The sequence below is a fragment of the Runella sp. R0.1_18 genome (assembly GCF_057652155.1).
In genome coordinates this window covers 188,084-206,649 of the sequence record NZ_JBYFCK010000010.1, presented here as the reverse complement: position 1 = coordinate 206,649, position 18,566 = coordinate 188,084, and the positions used below count along the sequence as shown (strand labels likewise).

The 18,566-nt window shown below is 45.5% G+C and carries 14 protein-coding genes; 8 read left to right on the top strand and 6 right to left on the bottom strand.

Annotated features, from left to right (window positions below):
• Window positions 1–171: 171 nt before the first annotated feature.
• Both AC23P2_RS18635 and AC23P2_RS18630 read right to left on the bottom strand, forming a co-directional pair.
• Window positions 172–1,755, bottom strand: a complete 1,584-nt coding sequence (locus AC23P2_RS18635) for a RagB/SusD family nutrient uptake outer membrane protein (protein ID WP_487774593.1) — start codon at window positions 1,753–1,755, stop codon at window positions 172–174.
• Window positions 1,756–1,781: 26 nt separating this feature from the next.
• A complete protein-coding gene (locus tag AC23P2_RS18630; RefSeq protein ID WP_487774592.1) occupies window positions 1,782–4,934 on the bottom strand; it encodes a SusC/RagA family TonB-linked outer membrane protein in 3,153 nt (1,050 codons plus the stop codon).
• Between the two features lie 239 nt (window positions 4,935–5,173).
• On the opposite strand from AC23P2_RS18630, the gene AC23P2_RS18625 reads away from it, so the two are divergent.
• The gene (locus tag AC23P2_RS18625) at window positions 5,174–8,215 is read left to right on the top strand and encodes a PD-(D/E)XK nuclease family protein (RefSeq protein WP_487774591.1); all 3,042 of its coding nucleotides are present in this window, start codon (window positions 5,174–5,176) and stop codon (window positions 8,213–8,215) included.
• An 8-nt stretch (window positions 8,216–8,223) separates the two neighbouring features.
• On the opposite strand, the gene AC23P2_RS18620 is transcribed toward AC23P2_RS18625, so the two are convergent.
• A complete protein-coding gene (locus AC23P2_RS18620; RefSeq protein WP_487774590.1) occupies window positions 8,224–8,574 on the bottom strand; it encodes a LytTR family transcriptional regulator DNA-binding domain-containing protein in 351 nt (116 codons plus the stop codon).
• Between the two features lie 127 nt (window positions 8,575–8,701).
• Between AC23P2_RS18620 and AC23P2_RS18615 the strand changes: the two genes are divergently transcribed.
• The 3 genes from AC23P2_RS18615 to AC23P2_RS18605 all read left to right on the top strand — a co-directional run bounded on the left by AC23P2_RS18615 (window position 8,702) and on the right by AC23P2_RS18605 (window position 11,244).
• A complete protein-coding gene (locus tag AC23P2_RS18615) occupies window positions 8,702–9,226 on the top strand; it encodes a 3'-5' exonuclease (protein WP_487774589.1) in 525 nt (174 codons plus the stop codon).
• 362 nt (window positions 9,227–9,588) lie between these two features.
• Window positions 9,589–10,128, top strand: coding sequence for a TetR/AcrR family transcriptional regulator (locus AC23P2_RS18610; protein WP_487774588.1), 540 nt, complete (start codon window positions 9,589–9,591; stop codon window positions 10,126–10,128).
• A gap of 33 nt (window positions 10,129–10,161) precedes the next feature.
• Entirely contained in the window at window positions 10,162–11,244 is a 1,083-nt protein-coding gene (locus AC23P2_RS18605) for an MBL fold metallo-hydrolase (RefSeq protein ID WP_487774587.1), read from the top strand.
• Window positions 11,245–11,362: 118 nt separating this feature from the next.
• Here AC23P2_RS18605 and AC23P2_RS18600 read toward each other — a convergent pair whose 3' ends face one another.
• The 3 genes from AC23P2_RS18600 to AC23P2_RS18590 all read right to left on the bottom strand — a co-directional run bounded on the left by AC23P2_RS18600 (window position 11,363) and on the right by AC23P2_RS18590 (window position 14,383).
• On the bottom strand, window positions 11,363–11,611 hold the full coding sequence (locus AC23P2_RS18600; RefSeq protein ID WP_206019723.1) for a NifU family protein: 249 nt from the start codon (window positions 11,609–11,611) through the stop codon (window positions 11,363–11,365).
• Between the two features lie 74 nt (window positions 11,612–11,685).
• The gene (locus AC23P2_RS18595; protein ID WP_472490339.1) at window positions 11,686–12,792 is read right to left on the bottom strand and encodes an Mrp/NBP35 family ATP-binding protein; all 1,107 of its coding nucleotides are present in this window, start codon (window positions 12,790–12,792) and stop codon (window positions 11,686–11,688) included.
• A 157-nt stretch (window positions 12,793–12,949) separates the two neighbouring features.
• A complete protein-coding gene (locus AC23P2_RS18590; RefSeq protein ID WP_487774586.1) occupies window positions 12,950–14,383 on the bottom strand; it encodes a PQQ-dependent sugar dehydrogenase in 1,434 nt (477 codons plus the stop codon).
• A 353-nt stretch (window positions 14,384–14,736) separates the two neighbouring features.
• Between AC23P2_RS18590 and AC23P2_RS18585 the strand changes: the two genes are divergently transcribed.
• The 4 genes from AC23P2_RS18585 to AC23P2_RS18570 are packed head-to-tail and all read left to right on the top strand — an operon-like array spanning window position 14,737 to window position 18,423.
• Entirely contained in the window at window positions 14,737–15,396 is a 660-nt protein-coding gene (locus AC23P2_RS18585) for an HAD family hydrolase (RefSeq protein ID WP_487774585.1), read from the top strand.
• A gap of 6 nt (window positions 15,397–15,402) precedes the next feature.
• Window positions 15,403–16,560: an MFS transporter gene (locus AC23P2_RS18580; protein WP_487774584.1), complete on the top strand. Its 1,158-nt coding sequence runs from the start codon at window positions 15,403–15,405 to the stop codon at window positions 16,558–16,560.
• Between the two features lie 10 nt (window positions 16,561–16,570).
• On the top strand, window positions 16,571–17,371 hold the full coding sequence (locus tag AC23P2_RS18575) for a DUF4905 domain-containing protein (protein ID WP_487774583.1): 801 nt from the start codon (window positions 16,571–16,573) through the stop codon (window positions 17,369–17,371).
• Entirely contained in the window at window positions 17,368–18,423 is a 1,056-nt protein-coding gene (locus AC23P2_RS18570; protein ID WP_487774582.1) for a LysM peptidoglycan-binding domain-containing protein, read from the top strand. Before AC23P2_RS18575 ends, AC23P2_RS18570 begins: the two co-directional genes overlap by 4 nt.
• Window positions 18,424–18,566: the final 143 nt, after the last annotated feature.

Here is an 18,566-nt window from a genome sequence, read left to right as displayed (position 1 = left end):
TTATAATTGTTCCGTAAAATTAAGCAAGAACGCAAGAAGTTGCAAGCACATTATTTAGTTTGCCAACTATTTATTATCCCAAATGGATTTTTTTGGGGTTATTTTAAACGCAAAAAGGAAAGCAAATGCTTTCCTTTTTGAAATAAATACCAATAAAATATACCTAAGCGGTTAGTAGCCTGGATTTTGTTCAATGATTGGGTTCTGCGTTTTCTCAGTATCTGGGATTGGCCATATAAAACGGAAATCAGCGTAAGGGATAGCCGCTTGCGTTGGGTTGATCGCTCCACCTACACGATACAAAGCCGCTCCTTGTGCCGCATTCGCATACTTGGCAGGAATACCACCTGTGTTGAAATCTGGATCAACGGCATTGCGGTGAATATCCGACCAACGTTTTCCTTCTGCTAAGAACTCAATTCTTCTTTCCAACAAAATTGCCGCGATAAGCGCTTTTTTGTCAGCAAAGCTGGCAGCTGTGTATGCTTCTGTTGCAGGTGCAGCAAGGGCACGGTTACGAACGGCGTTCAACAAAGCGATTGCTCTGTCAGACACACCCGTTGCTTGGCGTGCTTCTGCTTCTGCTGAGTTCAACAATACCTCTGCGTAGCGAATCTGTGGAGCAAAGTCAGCTCTTTCTGTGTAAGACGTGTATTTCTTCGTGAAAACGTTGACCGTTGAAGCTCCATTGGCATTAGCACCAGTACCATATAATTGCGTACGGCGCTTGTCTGTTTCTAACCACTTTGCGTTGTTCCAAATAATTGGCGAAATCGCCAACAAACCACGCGCACCTAAGTTAGCCGCACCGTACATACTTGGCAAGGCTCCGTTGGTACCAGTGTTATCCAAAGCATCGTTACGAATAGAGAAGATACTCTCTGTAGAACTGTTGTTAGTGAACGGCCCATTAGGCTCATCTGTCAGTTTCCAAGCACCAATTGGGCTTACAAATGGCGCTGCCGCAGGTACCAATTTAGCACCTTCAGCAATTACCCCTGCCCAGTCACCTTTGTGCAATTTCACGCGTTGTTTCAAGGCAATAGCCGCCGCTTTTGTCGCACGAACAGTACCTGGTGAAAGTGTCGCTGGCAAGTTTGTTTCAGCAAAATCTAAATCAGCTAAGATTTTTTCGTAGTTCTCAGCCACCGTAGGACGAGGAATCGCTCTTACTTGATCTACTGCCGAACCTGAGTTAATGGCAAAATCACGGTAAGGAACCCCTAATTTATTTCCGTTTCCATCCAAATATGGTCTTGCATAAAGCGTCACGGCTTCGTGGTGCGCCAATGCTCTCAAGAAACGACATTCTGCTTCATATTGAGAAGCTTGAGCTGCCGAAATGATATTTGATTGAGCCGCATTTTTAAAGCCATCAATCGAAATGTTTGCTTTGTTGATAAGCGCATACAACGCTCCCCAATGCCCTACGTTATTGGCCGTGGTGGTGTTGTAAGTAGCTTGGTAGGTAATTTGGAAGAAAGCCGCTACGTTAATAACGTCTTCGCCGCGTGCATCACCTTGTTCGATGTTGGCCGCTCCAAAAGGATACCCACGTACCGAACCGTCAGTGTAGGGGCTACTTTGTGCCGCATCATATACACCATACAACGACAAGAGGCAACGGTCAGCCGTACTGAATGCACTTGCATCGGTAATGGCGTTGAAAGGGCTTTTGTCCAGGGCGGTTTCGCAACTGCTCATCATCGCCAGTGGAATCGCTCCTATTAATATTCTTTTTACTAATGTTTTCATAAATCAATCGTTTGTCGTAGTGTGAATTAAAAACCAACATTTAAACCAAAAGAAACGGTTCTAATTTGTGGACTAACTGCGTTGTCTAAGCCCAACGTACTGATGTTGTCAGGGTCAGCTCCGCTGTATTTTGTCCATACAGCCAAGTTTTGTCCTTGCGCAAACAAACGCAAACTCTGCACAAAACCTTTCGTTGCTTTTGTCAACGCTTTGCTTGGTACACTGTAAGTCAATACGATGTTTTGTAAACGGAGGTAATCGCCGCTCTCTAAGAAACGAGAGTTTGCCAATTGAGATTGGTTGATGTTGTTACCTTGGCCATAGTACAATCTTGGTACGTTGGTGATATCACCAGGTTTTTGCCATCTCTGAAGAATCTCACGACCGTTGTTTTGGAAACTTTGGTTCATCAACGCATCTTGACGAGTGATGTTGAAGATTTTGTTTCCACCTGAGTAACGAAGCATTACTTCTAAACTCAACCCTTTGTAGTTGAAGTTGTTGGTAAATGCACCAAACCACACTGGTGTAGGATTTCCTAAACGCGCACGGTCATTGAAAGTCAACGACGTTTGAGCGCCCAATGTACCTTCGTTTTGTCCAGAAGCTACATAATACCCACCGATTGAGAAAGGTGCACCGTTAGAAATGTTCAATTGAGCAAGTGTTCCGTCAGCTTTCACGTACACTGGGTTACCATTGGCAGAGTTTACACCTGAGAACTGGTATCCGTGAATGACGTTGATGGGTTGACCTACTTCAATCAAGTTATAGCCACCGTTTTGGATGTATGGAACCGCCGTACCACCGATTGAGTAAAGGGCAGTGATTTCGTTCTTGATATTTGAGTAGTTGAAGTTGGCATTCCAAGTGAAGTCTTTTGTTTTCAAGATGTCACCACCAATCGACAATTCAAACCCTTTGTTACGAAGTGAACCGATGTTCTGAGAAATTGAGTTACCAGGAACCCCCGCGCTCAAAGGCGTTGGAACACCAAGTACCAAATTATCAACGTCATTGATGAAGTAATCCGCTGTTACGTTGAAACGGTTGTTAAGGATACCAATATCAACCCCTACGTCGTATTTGTTACTGGTTTCCCACTGCAAGTCAGAGTTACCGATAGCCGATACTGCAATACCGCTGATGTTTCCGTACGGACGAGCACCATACGTACTCAAATAAGGGAAACCGCTCAAGGTATTACCAACTCTCGCATACGAAGCTTTCAATTTTACTTCGTTGAAGTATTGGCTCAAGCCACTGTTTACCCAGAAACCTTCTTGCGATACGCGCCAGCCTGCTGAGAAACCTGGGAATACCCCGTAACGTTTTTCAGGTGCCAAAGAGCTTTGTCCATCGCGACGAATCGACGCTTGTACAAAATATTTGTTGTTGAAATCGTAGTTGAAACGACCAAAAAATGATTCAAAACCAGACTGCGTCATTGATCCACCCGTTGTCTGAATGGCTGCACTACCCGTGATAAAGTTTTCTTTGATGAAGAACATATCCGAGATGTTTGAACCTGATGTCGAGTGCCACTTGTAGTTATCGCGTTGCACTTCGTGACCTGCTGTCAAGTAAATGTTGTGGTTTTTACCCAACGTCAAGTTGTAGTTCACGTAGTTTTGCCATGTATAACGCAAACGGTTTTGGTTTTCGTTGTAAACATAACCGTTTGTTCCACCCGTTGATGTTCCGTAACCGTCACCGTGAAGGTTTGTCCAGCTTTGGAAGCTGTAATCACTTAACATATCTGCCGAGAATACCGAACGCAATTTCAAGCCTTGAATCGGAGAAATTTCGATAAAGCTGTTGTTGATGATACGGTATTTGTCTGAACGGTACTGGTTGTTACGTAACGTAAAAGCAGCATTCGTGAAGTTGTCATCCACTGAAGTCGTGTTAGCGCCTGGGTTCATTGAGTTACCGTTTGGCCAGTTGATGTTAAACCCTGTTGGGTGATTGGCGTTGTAAGGCGAAACGTTTGGCAACAAACGAAGCGTTGACGAAATCGCACCACTCAAGGCGTTAGTACCGTTGTTTTGGTCTCCGTCGTCTTGGCGGCTAATGGTAATGTTGTTACCCACTTTAAGGTACTTATTTGCTTCGTGTTCTACGTTCAAACGCGCACGGTATGCTTTGTTAAAGTTGGTAATGATGATACCTTGTTGCTGCGAATAGTTGAGCGACATGTAGTAGCTAGTCTTTTCAGTACCACCTTGCGCACTTAGGGTGTGGTTGTGCACCGCTGCATTGTTTACCATCACTTGATCTTGCCAGTTGGTGTTGGTTTGGGCTGCGTCCATGTTGGCACGCAAAGCTTGACCCGCATTGGCCAATTTTTCGTTGGCAATCATCACAAATTCCTGGGCATTCAAGACGTCAAAACGCTTGAGGGCGTTGTTGAAACCGATGGAAGCATCGTAGCTAACTTTTCCTCTTCCTTTTGTGCCTTTTTTGGTGGTAATCAAAATAACCCCCGCAGCCGCTCTAGAACCATAAATCGCCGTAGCCGATCCATCTTTCAACACTTCCATGTTTTCGATGTCGGCAGGGTTAATATCTCCCAAAGCGTTTGAGTTGGTTGTACTTGCCAAGTTACCCGAAATGATAGGTATTCCATCAACTACGATCAATGGATCATTGGCTTGGTTTACTGAGTTTGTACCACGAATACGGATACGTGCTGGCGTGTTAACACCACCACCCACGTTCGTTACCTGTACCCCTGTCGCACGACCAGCCAACTGCTTGTCAATCGAAGGAGTCATCAAGTTTGCAAATTGTTTGGCATCTACTTTTGAAGCAGACCCTGTAAAGGCTTTGCGCTGCTGCACACCGTATCCAACGACCACGACCTCACTCAGCTCATTGGCTAGGGTTTTAAGCGAAGGATTAATTACTGATTGGCTGCCTACCAACACTTCTAGTTCTTCCATTCCTACGAATGAAAACACCAAGGTACTATTGCCATTAGGAACTCGGATTGAGTACTTCCCGTTACCATCCGTAACAGTTCCTACTAACGTACCTTTCACAACTACACTTACCCCAGGTAATGGAGAACTGTCATCGCTACTGGTGACTGCACCAGTAACGGTACGCTCTTGCGCTCTGAGTTGAGTGCAAAAGCCCAATAACAAGCAAAAGCTTGCCAGTAAAAAATTACGCATACGATTTAGTTTGGTTTTTAGTTAAACAAATGGTGTTAACTCACTTACTTCGCACAAAGTTAGGTGCTTTCGTGCTAATGTAAGCGCGAAATTAAAACATGATTAAAATAATATCTCTAAAAATCAGTAAGTATTCTTAGTAACATCGGCTAAAACCCCACATTTTAGCGACGAAAAATACTTATTTTACCTACAAAACCTTGAACCTTAAACCAAAACATTAAATACAACGCTTGGCCATGATTGAATCCTTTTTAGAAAAAACAGCTCGGTATATTTTTTCAAAACATCCTGACACTCGGCAACTTGAGCAGTTATCCATCATTGTTCCTACCCGACGTTCGGGGTATTTTTTAAAGCGTGCTTTGGCCCAGTGTTCTGCTCAGCCATTTTTGGCACCTGAAGTAGTCGCCATTGACGATTTTGTAGCTGACCGTTGTAAAATCGAAATTGCCGATAATGTGAGCCTACTCTTTGAATTATACGATATTTTCAAACAAGTTGATAAAAACATCACCTTCGATCGCTACTTGCAGTGGGGTAGTATGCTACTCCGTGACTTTGACCAAATTGACCAGTATTTGATTGATGCCGATTACCTTTTTGACTATATCACCGAAGCCAAAGCCCTCGAACGGTGGCAGGTCGATTGGCCAAATAGCAATGTTTCTACGCAATCAGATCGCCTAAAAGCGTATTTTGAATTGTTCTCAAACTTAAAAAAGGTATATTTTTCATTCAAAAAAGACCTAAAAGACAGAAACAGGGCGTTTCGTGGTATGGCCTACCGCGATTTAGCTGAAAATGCAGTTGATGTCCTACTCACCGCTGACCATTCAATCAAACCGCGTTACTATTTTGTTGGCTTCAATGCCCTGACTGCGGCCGAAGAGAAAATCATCAAAACCCTCGTTAATGCCAAACAAGCCGAAACGATTTGGGACTGTGATTACTACTATATGCGCGATAATCCACTCGCTGAAGGAGGAAAATTTTTGCGGAAATACCGTGACGCGGCTTGGTCAGGTGAATGGAAATGGAGTGAAAGCCATTTGTTAGGTACCCAGAAAGACATGCACGTCTATGCCGTCCCGAATGCTTCGATGCAGGCGAAAGTGGCGGGCGAACTCTACCAACAATGGTGCGCGGAAGGACAAGGCGGCTCGGAACAGCGCCCCGTGGGTATTGTTTTGGCCGACGAAAACCTGCTCGTTCCGATGCTCAATGGGCTTGATGAATCCATCACTGATTTGAACGTAACGATGGGTCTTACGCTTCGTAACTCGCTGTTATTTACGCTTATCGACGCCCTTTTTGAGTTACAATTTACCATTGCCGAATTTAGGTCAAAAGATGGACGAGCCATAAAAATTCCCAAATTCAACCACCGAACGGTACAAAAAGTCCTGAATCACCCTTTTATTCGTCGTTATGAGTTTTTGGCACTACAACAGCGTGATGTTTCGGCCGAAACCATCATTCAAGTGACCATTCGGGAGATTCAGCAGCGCAATTTGGTCTATCTCGACCCTGCCCTACTCCTCGAATGGGGGCAACAACACCCGCTTTTCAACACACTTTTTAACCGCTGGGACGACAACCCACACACCGTCATCAAGGTATTTTATGACCTGATTGATATTTTGCGTGCGGTATATAAAGACACCCAAAATGCGATTGAAACGGAGTACCTATACTTGTTTTATACACTCCTCAAACAACTCGAAACGACGCTCAGTTCTGAGCACGTTGAAAAGCTCAATTTGCGTACGTTTAAAGCTTTTTTGTACGAACTTATCCGCCAAACACGCATACCGTTTAGTGGCGAGCCCGTCAGTCCGCTCCAAATCATAGGGATGCTCGAAACCAGGGCATTAGACTTTGAACGAATCATTATTTTGTCGATGAACGAAGGGGTTTTCCCGATGACTAAACGTCAAAATTCGCTCATCCCGTTTGACATTGCTAAAGAAGCGGGTTTGCCCGTTTTTAGCGACCAAGACGCGGTAATGTCGTACCATTTTTATCGGCTTTTACAACGCGCCAACGACGTTCACCTGGTCTATGTAACCGATTCAAACACCTACAATGGCGGCGAAAAAAGTCGCTTTATTCTGCAAATTGAGCATGAACTTGTACCCAAAGCCAACGGTAATATCAAGTTTACTGAACACGTGGTTAGGTTTCAAGAAAACCAGCAAGCAGCAGATGAGCAGGCGTTAGATACCTCCTTCGTCGATGAGCGGGTGTTAGATACCTCCTTCGTCGGTATGACAAAGAACGATAAACCCAAAACAGCAACCCAAAAACAACCCCTCAACAACGATTGGACTGTGCCCAAAACCCCCGAAACGCTGGCATTTTTACGTCAAAACTTAACTAACGGTGGTCTATACGCAACCCACCTCAACCAGTACCTAAAATGCTCACTTCAATATTATTTTAGCCGCGTGGCTGGGGTTTCGGAAGACGAAGAAGTGGAAGAAAGAATGGGGGCTGCCGATTTTGGTTCGTGGATACACGCCGTGTTGGAACGCATTGATATCGAATTTTTGATGGACGGCAAGCCCATTAGCGATGCCGAAATCAAGGCCATTCTGCGCGAAGAATTTGCCAAATTGTTCCGAGGTTACGACCCAGAATCGGGTATCAATCGTCTTTTGTATCAAGTAGCCGAGCAAACCGTGTTGGATTTTCTGAAAGAACAACGCCAACGCGATGAAAACCTTACTGTACTCGCTACCGAACAAAAATTGACCGCGACCTTTGACGTACCTTTGTCAGACGGCTCACTCGCTTTGAAAATTGCGGGTAAAATTGACCGAGTAGAACTCCTCGAAAACGTCATTCGCGTGGCTGATTACAAAACGGGCAAAATCGAACAGCTCCCCAAAGTTACCCCCGACAAACTTGACCACATTATGAGCTCGGGCGACAACTCAAACCATGAAAAAATCAGACAGTTATGGATTTATCAATACCTGATTTATAAACAAATGTTACGTGAAAAAGGCCTGCGTTTACGCGGACGTGAGTTTCACTTAGATGCCTACGAAGTGACTTCGGGCTTTTACTCACTGCGCAATATCAAACGTGGCTTCATTTTCAATCCTTTAAAATTTGGCGATACCCAAGATGCCGAATCGTACGTAGAACAATCGGAAAACTACCTCCGCGCCTTTGTCGTAGATAAACTTCTCAATCCTGACGAGCCTTTCCGCAAAACCGACTATTTAACAGCTTGTCAGTTTTGTGATTTTAGGGAGATTTGTGGTCGATAAATCGCCTCTCAAGCAGCCTGTATGAGCAATGCAGGTTGCTTGGCCCTTCGTCGGGCTACGGGTGCAGTAAAGCCATCTTTTTGGCGGACAAACCCATCATTCCCGACGGAAGCATGATTCAAATTCACAATACACCCCCGACGAATTCTTACAAATGATTTAGACAATTCTGTTTCAAAAAGCCCTAACGTTTTGGCGACAAGCATCGGTGGATGGGCATTTATTACGATAAGGGTATAATTTCGACGCCCCTCCAAGCGAACAATTTCGCTCAAAGGCACAAATACTTTTCCTCCAGTACATGGAAGGCGTAAGCCAGCAACGCCTTTTTTGGTAAATGCAAGTTCATATACTTTCATGAGTAACAGGGAGTTAGTAAATAGTTGTACAAAGGTGCGTCATTTACCTTGGGTCATTCAAGGGGAAAACTACCCTTCACATCCCGCCATTTTCCCGTATTTTCGCAGCTAAGTTTATTATACATATATGTTTGCTATTGTTGACATTGAAACCACGGGCGGCGCTTATGCCACAAGCCGCATTACTGAAATTGCAATTATCCGCCACGATGGCACCCAAGTACTTGATTCTTACCAAAGCTTGGTCAATCCTGAATGTTGGATCCCCAGTTTTATTACCCAACTGACGGGCATTGACAACGAGATGGTCAAAGATGCCCCAACTTTTGAAGAAATAGCCGACGAAGTACGCCGAATGACCCTCAATGCTGCCTTCGTAGCGCACAATGCCTCGTTCGATTATGGGTTTGTACAACGGGAGTTCAACCGTTTGGATGAATATTTCAAACGCGATACGCTGTGTACTGTGAAATTAAGTCGGAAAATTTTCCCTGGCTATAAATCGTACAGTTTGGGCAACATTTGCCGCGATCTACAAATCCGCCATGTCAACCATCACCGCGCCATGGGCGACGCCTCCGCCACTACCCTATTATTTGAGCAGCTTCTTCAAAATGACCACGCTGGCATTTTAAAAGATTGGCGCCCCTAAGTAACTCGTCCCGAATTCCGATTCGGGACGAAAACGGCCCAGCATCTCTGACGTCATTCATGCTCGTCCCGAACTCCAATTCGGGACGAAAACGGCCCAGCGTCTCTGACGCCTCATACTCGTCACAAACTCCGATTCGGGACGCAAACGGCCCAGCGTCTCTTACGCCTCATACTCGTCACAAACTCCAATTCGGGACGCAAACGGCCCAGCATCTCTTACGCCTCATACTCGTCACAAACTCCGATTCGGGACGAAAACGGCCCAGCGTCTCCGACGCCCCACAGTAAAAATTCTCACAGTTCTTGAACCATTTTCTAAGTCGCCAAGTTTAGTAAGTGATTACTCACTTTTATTAACCAATGACTGAAAAACAAGAGCTTATCTTGGTAACTGCCCTTCGACTTTTTGCCGAAAAAGGGTTTGATACCACCCCCACCAGCCTCATTGCCAAAGAAGCGGGCGTATCGGAAGGGTTGATTTTTCGCCATTTTACCAACAAAGACGGACTCATGGACGCCATTGTCGCTATGAGCGAAGAACGACTTAGTGCCAATGCCGAGCGTATTTTAGAATTATCCAAACCCATCGACCAAATCCACGCGACGCTCGAACTCCCCGTTAAGCTTTTTCAGGAAGAACGTGAGTTTTGGATGCTACAGTTTTCGCTCAAGTGGCAGAAAAAATACAAGAACCAAACCTACACCCCAAGTCCTGCGCACCTAAAAGTGATGCAAGCCCTTACCGATGGTTTTCGGGCGCTCGGATACGCACAACCCGAACAAGAAGTAAAGGTTTTGATGATGCTTTTGGACGGTTTTAGTCACCAACTTGCCCTTTCTCCGTCTCCAGATTACATCGAAACTACCCTCGCTTTTCTTAAAAGTAAGTACCCCAACTAACACCGACCAATGTCTCGCAAATTCAAAAAAAACATGATGACAACCCTTATCATTTTAGCCGCCCTCGCTTTGGGAGGTTATTTTTACATGCAACAGCCGCAATTTGGGCGAAATCCTGAGGGAGCGCACCTTGAGAAAATCAAAAAGTCGTCTCATTACAAAGAAAAAGGTTTCCAAAATCAACACCTTACCCCCGACCTTGCCGAAGGCACTACCTATTGGGACATTCTCAAAGCCTATTTTGTCAAAGTAGAAAATAAAGAACCAAACCAACCCCTCCCGTCGGTTAAAACCGATTTAAAAAATCTTCCCAACGATGCCCCTTCGGTGGTTTGGTTTGGGCATTCGTCGTATTTTTTGAAGGTTGGTGGAAAAACTATTTTGGTAGATCCCGTTTTTAGTGGAAATGCTTCGCCTGTTTCTTTTTTTGGGAGCAATTACGCAGGTAGTAATGTCTATTCCTTGGATGATTTTCCACCCATCGACCTCCTCATTATTTCACACGACCACTATGACCACCTCGACTACCCAACCGTAAAAGCCCTTCAACCCAAAGTAAAACAAGTAGTTACGTCGCTGGGCGTAGGTTCACACTTACAACATTGGGGCTATTCTCCTTCACAAATCAATGAGTTAGACTGGTGGGAAAACACAACCATAGCCGATTCGTTAGAAATCACCGCCGCGCCCGCCCGCCATTTTTCGGGCAGAGGATTTAAGCGTGCCCAAACGTTTTGGTCGTCCTTTATTTTAAAAACACCTCAATACAACCTATATCTTGGGGGAGATTCGGGCTATGACACCCATTTTAAAGAAATAGGCGAGAAATACGGGCCGTTTGACTTAGCGATTTTGGAATGTGGTCAGTACAATCACATGTGGAAATACATTCACATGATGCCCGAAGAAGTAGCCCAAGCAGCCGTTGAACTAAAAGCAAAAACGCTTTTACCCGTTCACTGGGCCAAGTTTACCTTAGGTCTCCATCAGTGGATGGAACCCATCGAGCGTGTTACCAAAAAAGCACAAGCGCTAAACGTTCCAGTAACAACCCCTATGATTGGCGAAGTGGTAGAAATCAATCGCCATTATCCTAACAAGGCTTGGTGGAAATAACTTTTGGTGAGGTATTACCAAATAAAAAGCGCTTCTAAGTTTGATACTCAGAAGCGCTTTTTGCTTTGAATGAGTACGATGCTCACTCCGCTATGCTATCAAAACGAAGACTTTTTCCTTAAAATGCAGGCGTTAAGTTGAGGGCTTCTACTTTTTTGATTTCGGGAACCGATTTCAAAATAGCCTCTTCCAAGCCTGCCTTAAACGTCATTGAAGACATAGGGCAAGCACTACAAGCACCCGTGAGTTCCAACATTACGGTCATGTCATCCGTAATTTCTTTCACTTTGACGTTGCCCCCATCCGCCTCCAAATACGGACGAATGCTGTTAAGGGCATTTTCCACGCGTGATTTTAATTCTTCCATGAATGTTTGTATTAACCTGTGATTAAAACGCTAATATGTACATTTTTTCATTGCCAACCAAGGTTCGGAGCTTTCTACACCCGAATCTCGACCTGTTTGGTTTTGGCCTGAGTCGCATTCCGAATGGCCACCTGCTGCGCCAAACTTTCGGCTGCTTCTTGGAAAGCAGCTTTTGTAATTTCATCTTCACTCAAAAACGCTGGGCGGCCTTCATCTCCTCCTTCACGAATCCCCTGTACCAAAGGAATTTGCCCAAGGACTGGAACATCAAACTTTGAAGCAAGTTCTTTTCCTCCATCTTTTCCAAACAAGAAATACTTATTGTTTGGAAGTTCGGCAGGGGTAAAATAGGCCATATTTTCAACGACCCCAAGCACAGGAACATTGATTTGCGGCTGACGGAACATTGCCAAACCTTTGATGGCATCGGCCAAGGCAACCTTCTGAGGCGTTGTCACAATTACCGCTCCCGTAACGGGCAATGCTTGCACCAACGTCAAGTGAATGTCACTTGTGCCAGGCGGCAGGTCAATCAACAAATAATCTAATTCGCCCCATTCAACATCACCAATCAACTGTCGCAATGCCGTACTCGCCATCGGGCCGCGCCAAACAGTGGCACTTTCGGCAGGCACTAAGAAGCCCATCGAAATTAATTTAATTCCCCATTGCTGAATCGGCATCATCAGGTTGCGTCCATCACGCGTCACAATGCGAGGCTGCATATCTTCGGCGCCAAACATCACAGGCATCGAAGGCCCGTAAATATCTGCATCCAAAATGCCTACTTTTGCCCCCGCGCGCAACAACGCCATGGCCAAATTGGCCGTCACCGTCGATTTTCCTACACCTCCTTTACCTGATGCTATGGCAATGATATTTTTTACTTGTGGCATCACAGGCCCGCCCGAACGAGTGGTCGTAATATCGGCCGTCATGTTCACATTGACCCGAATATGATCGCCAAAAAACTTATGAATGGCATCCGTACAATCTTTGCGGATGAGTTCTTTCAACGGGCAAGCGGGAGTCGTTAGCACCACCGTAAAACTTACCAAGTCAAGCCCTGTTTCTACGTCTCGAATCATACCGAGCGTTACAAGGTCTTTTTTAAGATCTGGCTCTTGTACAGTACTGAGCGCTTGAAGTATTTTTTCTTTGTTAATCGTTAGGTCACCCATTGTAATGACGGTATCCCTAGTTCGGGTACACTTTTGCTATGATAGGACTGGTCAATTTTTTTAACTAACCCCAAAAGTACAAGGAAAGTTTGCTAAACCCTTAACACCGTTCTTGAAAAGTAGATTTGGCTCAGGTTATTCATAACCTGAGCCACGATTATTTTTTCACAGGTACTAAACGAAATACAAAACCTGGATCTTCCACTCCTACATAGATATAACCGTCGCGACCCATTTGTACGTTACGCAAACGCCCGAGGTTTTCGAGCAAAATTTCCTCTTTTACTACTTTTCCGTTTTCCATTTTACAACGGTTGAGGTACTTAAAACGCAACGAACCTACCAACAAGTCGCCCTTCCAAGCAGGGTATTTATCGCCCGTCACAAACACCATCCCGCTCGGTCCAATCGACGGAATCCAGTACAAATTAGGCTGCGCCATGCCTTCTTTGGCCGTTAGTGGCGTCAACACTGTTCCGTCGTAATTGATACCGTACGAAATCGTAGGCCAGCCGTAGTTGACGTTTTTGCGGATAAGGTTCAACTCATCGCCACCGCGTGGGCCGTGTTCATGTTCCCACATTTCGCCCGTCGTAGGGTGCATGGCCAAACCTTGCGGATTGCGATGCCCAAACGAGTAAATAGACGCAATTGCTTTATCTTGTTTGACATACGGATTATCGGCAGGAATGCTTCCATCGTCATTGATTCGGTGAATTTTTCCACAGGCATTTTCAACCGACTGCGGAAAAAGCGGCTGGTGCTGCCCACGATCACCCACGGATACAAACAAGAAGCCATTACGATCAAACTCCAAACGTGAACCATAATGGTGGCGCGTTTTTAAGTAAGGCAATGCCTCAAAAATCACTTTTTGGTCGGTTAGCATGTTTCCCATGAGTCGGGCACGCATGACGGCCGTGGTAGAAAGTTTTGTTCCATCAACCGTTTTAAAGGCCGAATAAGAAAAATAAATCAGTTGGTTTTGGGCAAATTTAGGGTGGAGTTCCACATCAAGTAGTCCCCCCTGGCCTTCGGCCAGCACCTCAGGCCCACCCGTTACTTTTTCTTTCTGTTTATCTCTATCCACCCGATAAATACTGCCGTTACGGTCGGTAATGAGCATATCACCATCGGGCAAGAATGTCATTCCCCACGCGCTACTCAACCCACTGGCAATGGTGTCGAGTTTCACGGTCATGTCTTCCGATGTAAAAATATTTGATTTAGGTTTTGACGCAAAGCTGTACTTGCTTGCTTTATCGAGTCCCTCCAAAATATAGTCTGCCAAGGCGTTGACATCCTCTTTTTTGAGCGATTTTCCCCACGCAGGCATTCCATTGTCGGGGTAGCCGTTGGTGATACTTTTGATTAAATCGTCCTTCGTTTTGCCATGTTTCCACTGGCGATCCACAAACATTTCTACTTTTTCACCATGACAACCTGAGCAGAAATTTTTGTAGTTGTTGGCAGCCGTTTCAAAAGCGGCAGGTGTAACCACATACTCGGTGGTGGGCTGGGGTTGATGCGTCAGTTGGCTGGCCAAAATCACGGTTGCCGCCACTGAGCTAATCGCTGCGTATTTAAACATGTTTGAAATAGATAGGGATTGGTTTTTTGACGTAAATTAAGTAGAAATCCTGTTGTCTTTAACCAATTTCCCAAAATTGGTTTTCCATCCTGCGTGCAGAGGGTTGCTCACAACCCGACTCGCTACCTCAAAAGCAATTTTAATATCAGGAAATTACTCGGGTTGTGAGCAACCCTCTGCACGATGAGCAACCCTCAGCACGGTAACCCAACCCTTCCCACGTTAACGTAAAAGCAATATAGTGTTAGAAAAGGTAAACAAAGTCGTAGCGTCAATTGAGAAAGAGGCATTACTTTTGTAGCTTCAAAACAATCCAGCGGAGTTTCCTTCTTGAAAAGCTCCCTTTTTACGAAATGACAGAAATTGCAGTAATCTTTGACATGGACGGCGTTATTGCCGACACCAACCCCACTCACAACATCGCTTGGCGTAAATTTTTGGACCAATACGCCATCGTTCCCACCGAAGAAGAGCTCCAAAACCATATGTATGGCAAGCACAACAGCTACATTTTGAGCTATTTTTTCAAAAAAAACGTAGAAGGAGCTGAACTCGCTCAACTCCAATTTGAGAAAGAGGCGCTTTTCCGCGAATTATATGCTTCCATTGCCGAGCCGATTTCGGGGCTTTTGCCTTTTTTGAAAGACCTCAAGCAAAATAACGTCAAAACGGGTATTGCCACTTCTGCCCCATTTGAAAACTTAGATATGATGGTGGAACGGATTCCATTGTTGGGGCAAATAATGGAGTCGATGCTCTCTGAACGTGACGTTACCCAGCACAAACCCAACCCTGAAGTTTATCTCAAAAGCGCCGAACGTTTGGGCATTTCTCCTAACCGCTGTGTGGTTTTTGAAGACTCTGTTTCGGGAGTAAAAGCAGGACTCGCCGCAGGCATGAAGGTTGTGGGTGTTACTACCTCGCATAGTCCGAATGAGCTTCCACCCTGTAGTGCTTATATTGCCAATTACGATTCGTTGAACTTCGATTTCGTAAAACAATTGCTTTCTTAATTTGGTATGACAACTCACTTAAAAACATACTTTACCAACCACCGCAGCCTAGCCATTGGTGCTATCTTTGCGTCGGTGGGGTTTCTGTTTGGGAATTGGGTCACGTGGATTCCTTTTGTTAAACAAAAATATGGCTTAGACGATGCACAGCTTGGCTTACTCTTGTTGAGCTTACCATTGGCTTCGACACTCACCAATCCTCTTTCTACGCTGGTTATCAATCGTTTTGGCATGAGAACTACCACCCTTGGTGGACTCACGGGCATGGCCTTGGTTTATCTACTGCCTGTCAACGTTCCTGCACTTTGGATGACCTCCATTTCACTCGGACTTTTAGGCATTGGCATTGCCTTTACCAACGTAGCCATGAATACCTGCGTTACGGCAATTGAAAAACAAGACGGGACGTTTATTATGTCCACATCACATGGCATGTTCAGCGGCGGTGGAATGATAGGCTCAGCTTTGGCCAGTGTCCTGATGGGCTTTAAAGTACCTCCTGCGATACACGTTTCCATCATCACCTTCACAATTTTAACCATCATTGTTTTGGCTCGGCCCATCATCATGGGCATTCACGAAGAAAAACTCAAAAGCGGAGGCGGTGCTAAGTTTGCTTGGCCCAACCGTGTACTGGTGGGGATGATTGCCATTTCACTTTGTACCAACATCACCGAAGGTACCATGTCTGATTGGACGGCAGTTTACATGCGTGAAGTGGTAGAAGCCAACGACTTTTTCATTGGTTGGGGATTTGCTTGTTATGCTTTTTTTATGGCGTCTGGGCGGTTTATTGGTGATGCGCTTATTCCGCAATACGGCAGCCGAAAAGTGCTTGTTACGGGTGGAATCATCGCTGCATCAGGCATTCTAATTGCCGTGTTTCTCCCCTATACCCTTTCAGCTATTTTAGGATTTGGGTTAGTTGGAGCAGGCGTATCGTGTGGAGCACCTATTTTATACGGCAGTGCAGCCCGCGTCCCAGGCATGGCCAAAGGCGCAGGACTAGCCACCATGAATACTTTTAGCTTGGCAGGATTTTTAGCTGGCCCTGCCCTCATTGGCCTCATTTCCAATGCCGTCAGCCTTTCGTTTGCCATCGGCATTGTGGCCATTTTAGCCCTCATTTGGTCATTACTTTCCAACAAAGCCCAGTTGTACTAAGACTTCCCAAATGCTCCCCACCCACACTTTTACCTTTTCGCTACCCGTTTGGCGACTTATTTTTGACACAATTCCTGCGGAGACGACGACTTCTTTATTGGCGGTTGAACTTCGGAGCAAGTCGGGGGTTGAATGGGCGGTAATTGACGTAGAAAATGATGCTGTTCGTTGGAAAAAAACAATCGCTGATGCCGATTGGTGGACCAGCCTGATTGGGTTTTATTCGGGGGTTTTGTTGTTTCATACGTATGCAGGTAGCGAACAACCCGCTCCCAAGTCGCTATTGGCCATCGACGCCGAAACGGGCGCATTGCTTTGGAAACTAGACGGGTATTCCTTCGTGGCTACCGACGGGCAGCTGCTTCAAACTGCACAAGCCCCAAGCGATTTGCAGCTAAACATGACGTACAGGCATTTACGAGACGGAAGCCTTTCGGCAGGTTCTGTCTTAGAGCAGTCGGCTACGAATGCTTCCTGGCGCTTTCCTACCGAACACCCAGAAAGCAGCCCGTACTATTCGGTTATCGGTCAGTTTGTCCAAAAAATAATTGGTAAAACACCCCAAAAAGCCCTAAATTATGGGGAAATTGGTGGACATATTTTGTTTTTTCAGTATCTTTACCACGCTAACGCAACTGCTCTATCCCGCTCTATCTTGGTCGTAAATACATCAAAAACGGTGCTTCACCACGAAACCCTTGAAACCGACGTGACGAGTACTGCTTTTGGTGAGTCTTTTTACAATGAGCACCATTTAGTGTATTTGAAAAATTTACAAGAATTAGTAGTTATAAAATTGCCGAAACCATGATTACGCGAGTTGGATGTTGCCTTGTAGTAGTAGCGCTGTTGATGGGAGCAAAGGCCATGGCTTCTCCCTTTACATTTGACTCTACGGGCATCGAGAATAAAAATGGGAAAACATACGTCATTCACAAAGTAGAACCTGGCCAAACCCTCTACGCAGTGATGCGTAAGTACCAAACCACCATTAAGGCATTGAAGGATGCCAACCCAGGAATGAAGGACAACCTTTCCGTTGGGCAAGTGGTGCGTGTCCCTGCCCGCTCGGGCGGTTCACCCGCAAAAACCGCCGCCAAAGAACCCGAAAAGACGGATAAAAAAACCGAAGGAAATAAGCTCGTTCTTGACTACGAAATTCAATCGAAAACCTCTCCCGTTGTCAAAGTAGATGAAGACAAAGGCAAAGAGGCAGATACCAAACCTACCGCCACTCCGACGGAAGAACCCGAAAAGGAAGACGTAAAACCAGCCCCCATTTCAGCACCCAAAACAGGCTTGCACAAAGTCGAAGGCGGACAATCGCTGTACGGAATTGCGATCAAGTACGGCGTGTTGATGGCCGATATCCGACGTTGGAACGGACTTACCTCTGACCAACTTCGTTCGGGGCAAGAGCTGATTGTTTCAGAAAATACTTACCAAGATTATCTCAAGAAGAATAAATTGGATTCGGTGAAACTGACCGAAGCCAAGAAGCCAAGCGAAGAAAAATTGCCCCCTCCACCCGTTCGTCCCGAAGACCCGACGAATGCCAATTTGCCCGAACCTAAAATTGCCAACACAGGCAAACGTATCATGGAAACGGGAGTGGCAGAGGTATTGGACGGCACCGACAACAACAGCAAATATTTAGCCCTCCACCGCACCGCACCCGTGGGGTCGTTGATTCAGGTCAAAAATATGAACAATAGTCAAAGTGTTTGGGTCAAAGTGATTGGCAAACTTCCTGATATCAGCGCCAACAACCGCATTATCATCAAATTGTCGGCCCGTGCCCAAGAAAAACTTTCGCCAGGAGGCAAGCAATTTATCGCCGAAATCAGCTACTTAGCGCAATAACAACACGGCTACTTTTTAGCCTTTACCTTACTGTGGGTAGCATAGGTTACGACCAGAACAACTTTATGCTCACCCTAGGATGTTCTATTTTGTTAGGAATTTGTCATCCCCCCACTCGACATTCTGCAATCTGCATTCGACAC

What these genes read in the sequence shown, in the direction of transcription:
- AC23P2_RS18635 (WP_487774593.1), bottom strand. Translation starts at nt 1,755, where the DNA reads ATGAAAACATTAGTAAAAAGAATATTAATAGGAGCGATTCCACTGGCG.
- AC23P2_RS18630 (WP_487774592.1), bottom strand. Translation starts at nt 4,934, where the DNA reads ATGCGTAATTTTTTACTGGCAAGCTTTTGCTTGTTATTGGGCTTTTGC.
- AC23P2_RS18625 (WP_487774591.1), top strand. Translation starts at nt 5,174, where the DNA reads ATGATTGAATCCTTTTTAGAAAAAACAGCTCGGTATATTTTTTCAAAA.
- AC23P2_RS18620 (WP_487774590.1), bottom strand. Translation starts at nt 8,574, where the DNA reads ATGAAAGTATATGAACTTGCATTTACCAAAAAAGGCGTTGCTGGCTTA.
- AC23P2_RS18615 (WP_487774589.1), top strand. Translation starts at nt 8,702, where the DNA reads ATGTTTGCTATTGTTGACATTGAAACCACGGGCGGCGCTTATGCCACA.
- AC23P2_RS18610 (WP_487774588.1), top strand. Translation starts at nt 9,589, where the DNA reads ATGACTGAAAAACAAGAGCTTATCTTGGTAACTGCCCTTCGACTTTTT.
- AC23P2_RS18605 (WP_487774587.1), top strand. Translation starts at nt 10,162, where the DNA reads ATGATGACAACCCTTATCATTTTAGCCGCCCTCGCTTTGGGAGGTTAT.
- AC23P2_RS18600 (WP_206019723.1), bottom strand. Translation starts at nt 11,611, where the DNA reads ATGGAAGAATTAAAATCACGCGTGGAAAATGCCCTTAACAGCATTCGT.
- AC23P2_RS18595 (WP_472490339.1), bottom strand. Translation starts at nt 12,792, where the DNA reads ATGGGTGACCTAACGATTAACAAAGAAAAAATACTTCAAGCGCTCAGT.
- AC23P2_RS18590 (WP_487774586.1), bottom strand. Translation starts at nt 14,383, where the DNA reads ATGTTTAAATACGCAGCGATTAGCTCAGTGGCGGCAACCGTGATTTTG.
- AC23P2_RS18585 (WP_487774585.1), top strand. Translation starts at nt 14,737, where the DNA reads ATGACAGAAATTGCAGTAATCTTTGACATGGACGGCGTTATTGCCGAC.
- AC23P2_RS18580 (WP_487774584.1), top strand. Translation starts at nt 15,403, where the DNA reads ATGACAACTCACTTAAAAACATACTTTACCAACCACCGCAGCCTAGCC.
- AC23P2_RS18575 (WP_487774583.1), top strand. Translation starts at nt 16,571, where the DNA reads ATGCTCCCCACCCACACTTTTACCTTTTCGCTACCCGTTTGGCGACTT.
- AC23P2_RS18570 (WP_487774582.1), top strand. Translation starts at nt 17,368, where the DNA reads ATGATTACGCGAGTTGGATGTTGCCTTGTAGTAGTAGCGCTGTTGATG.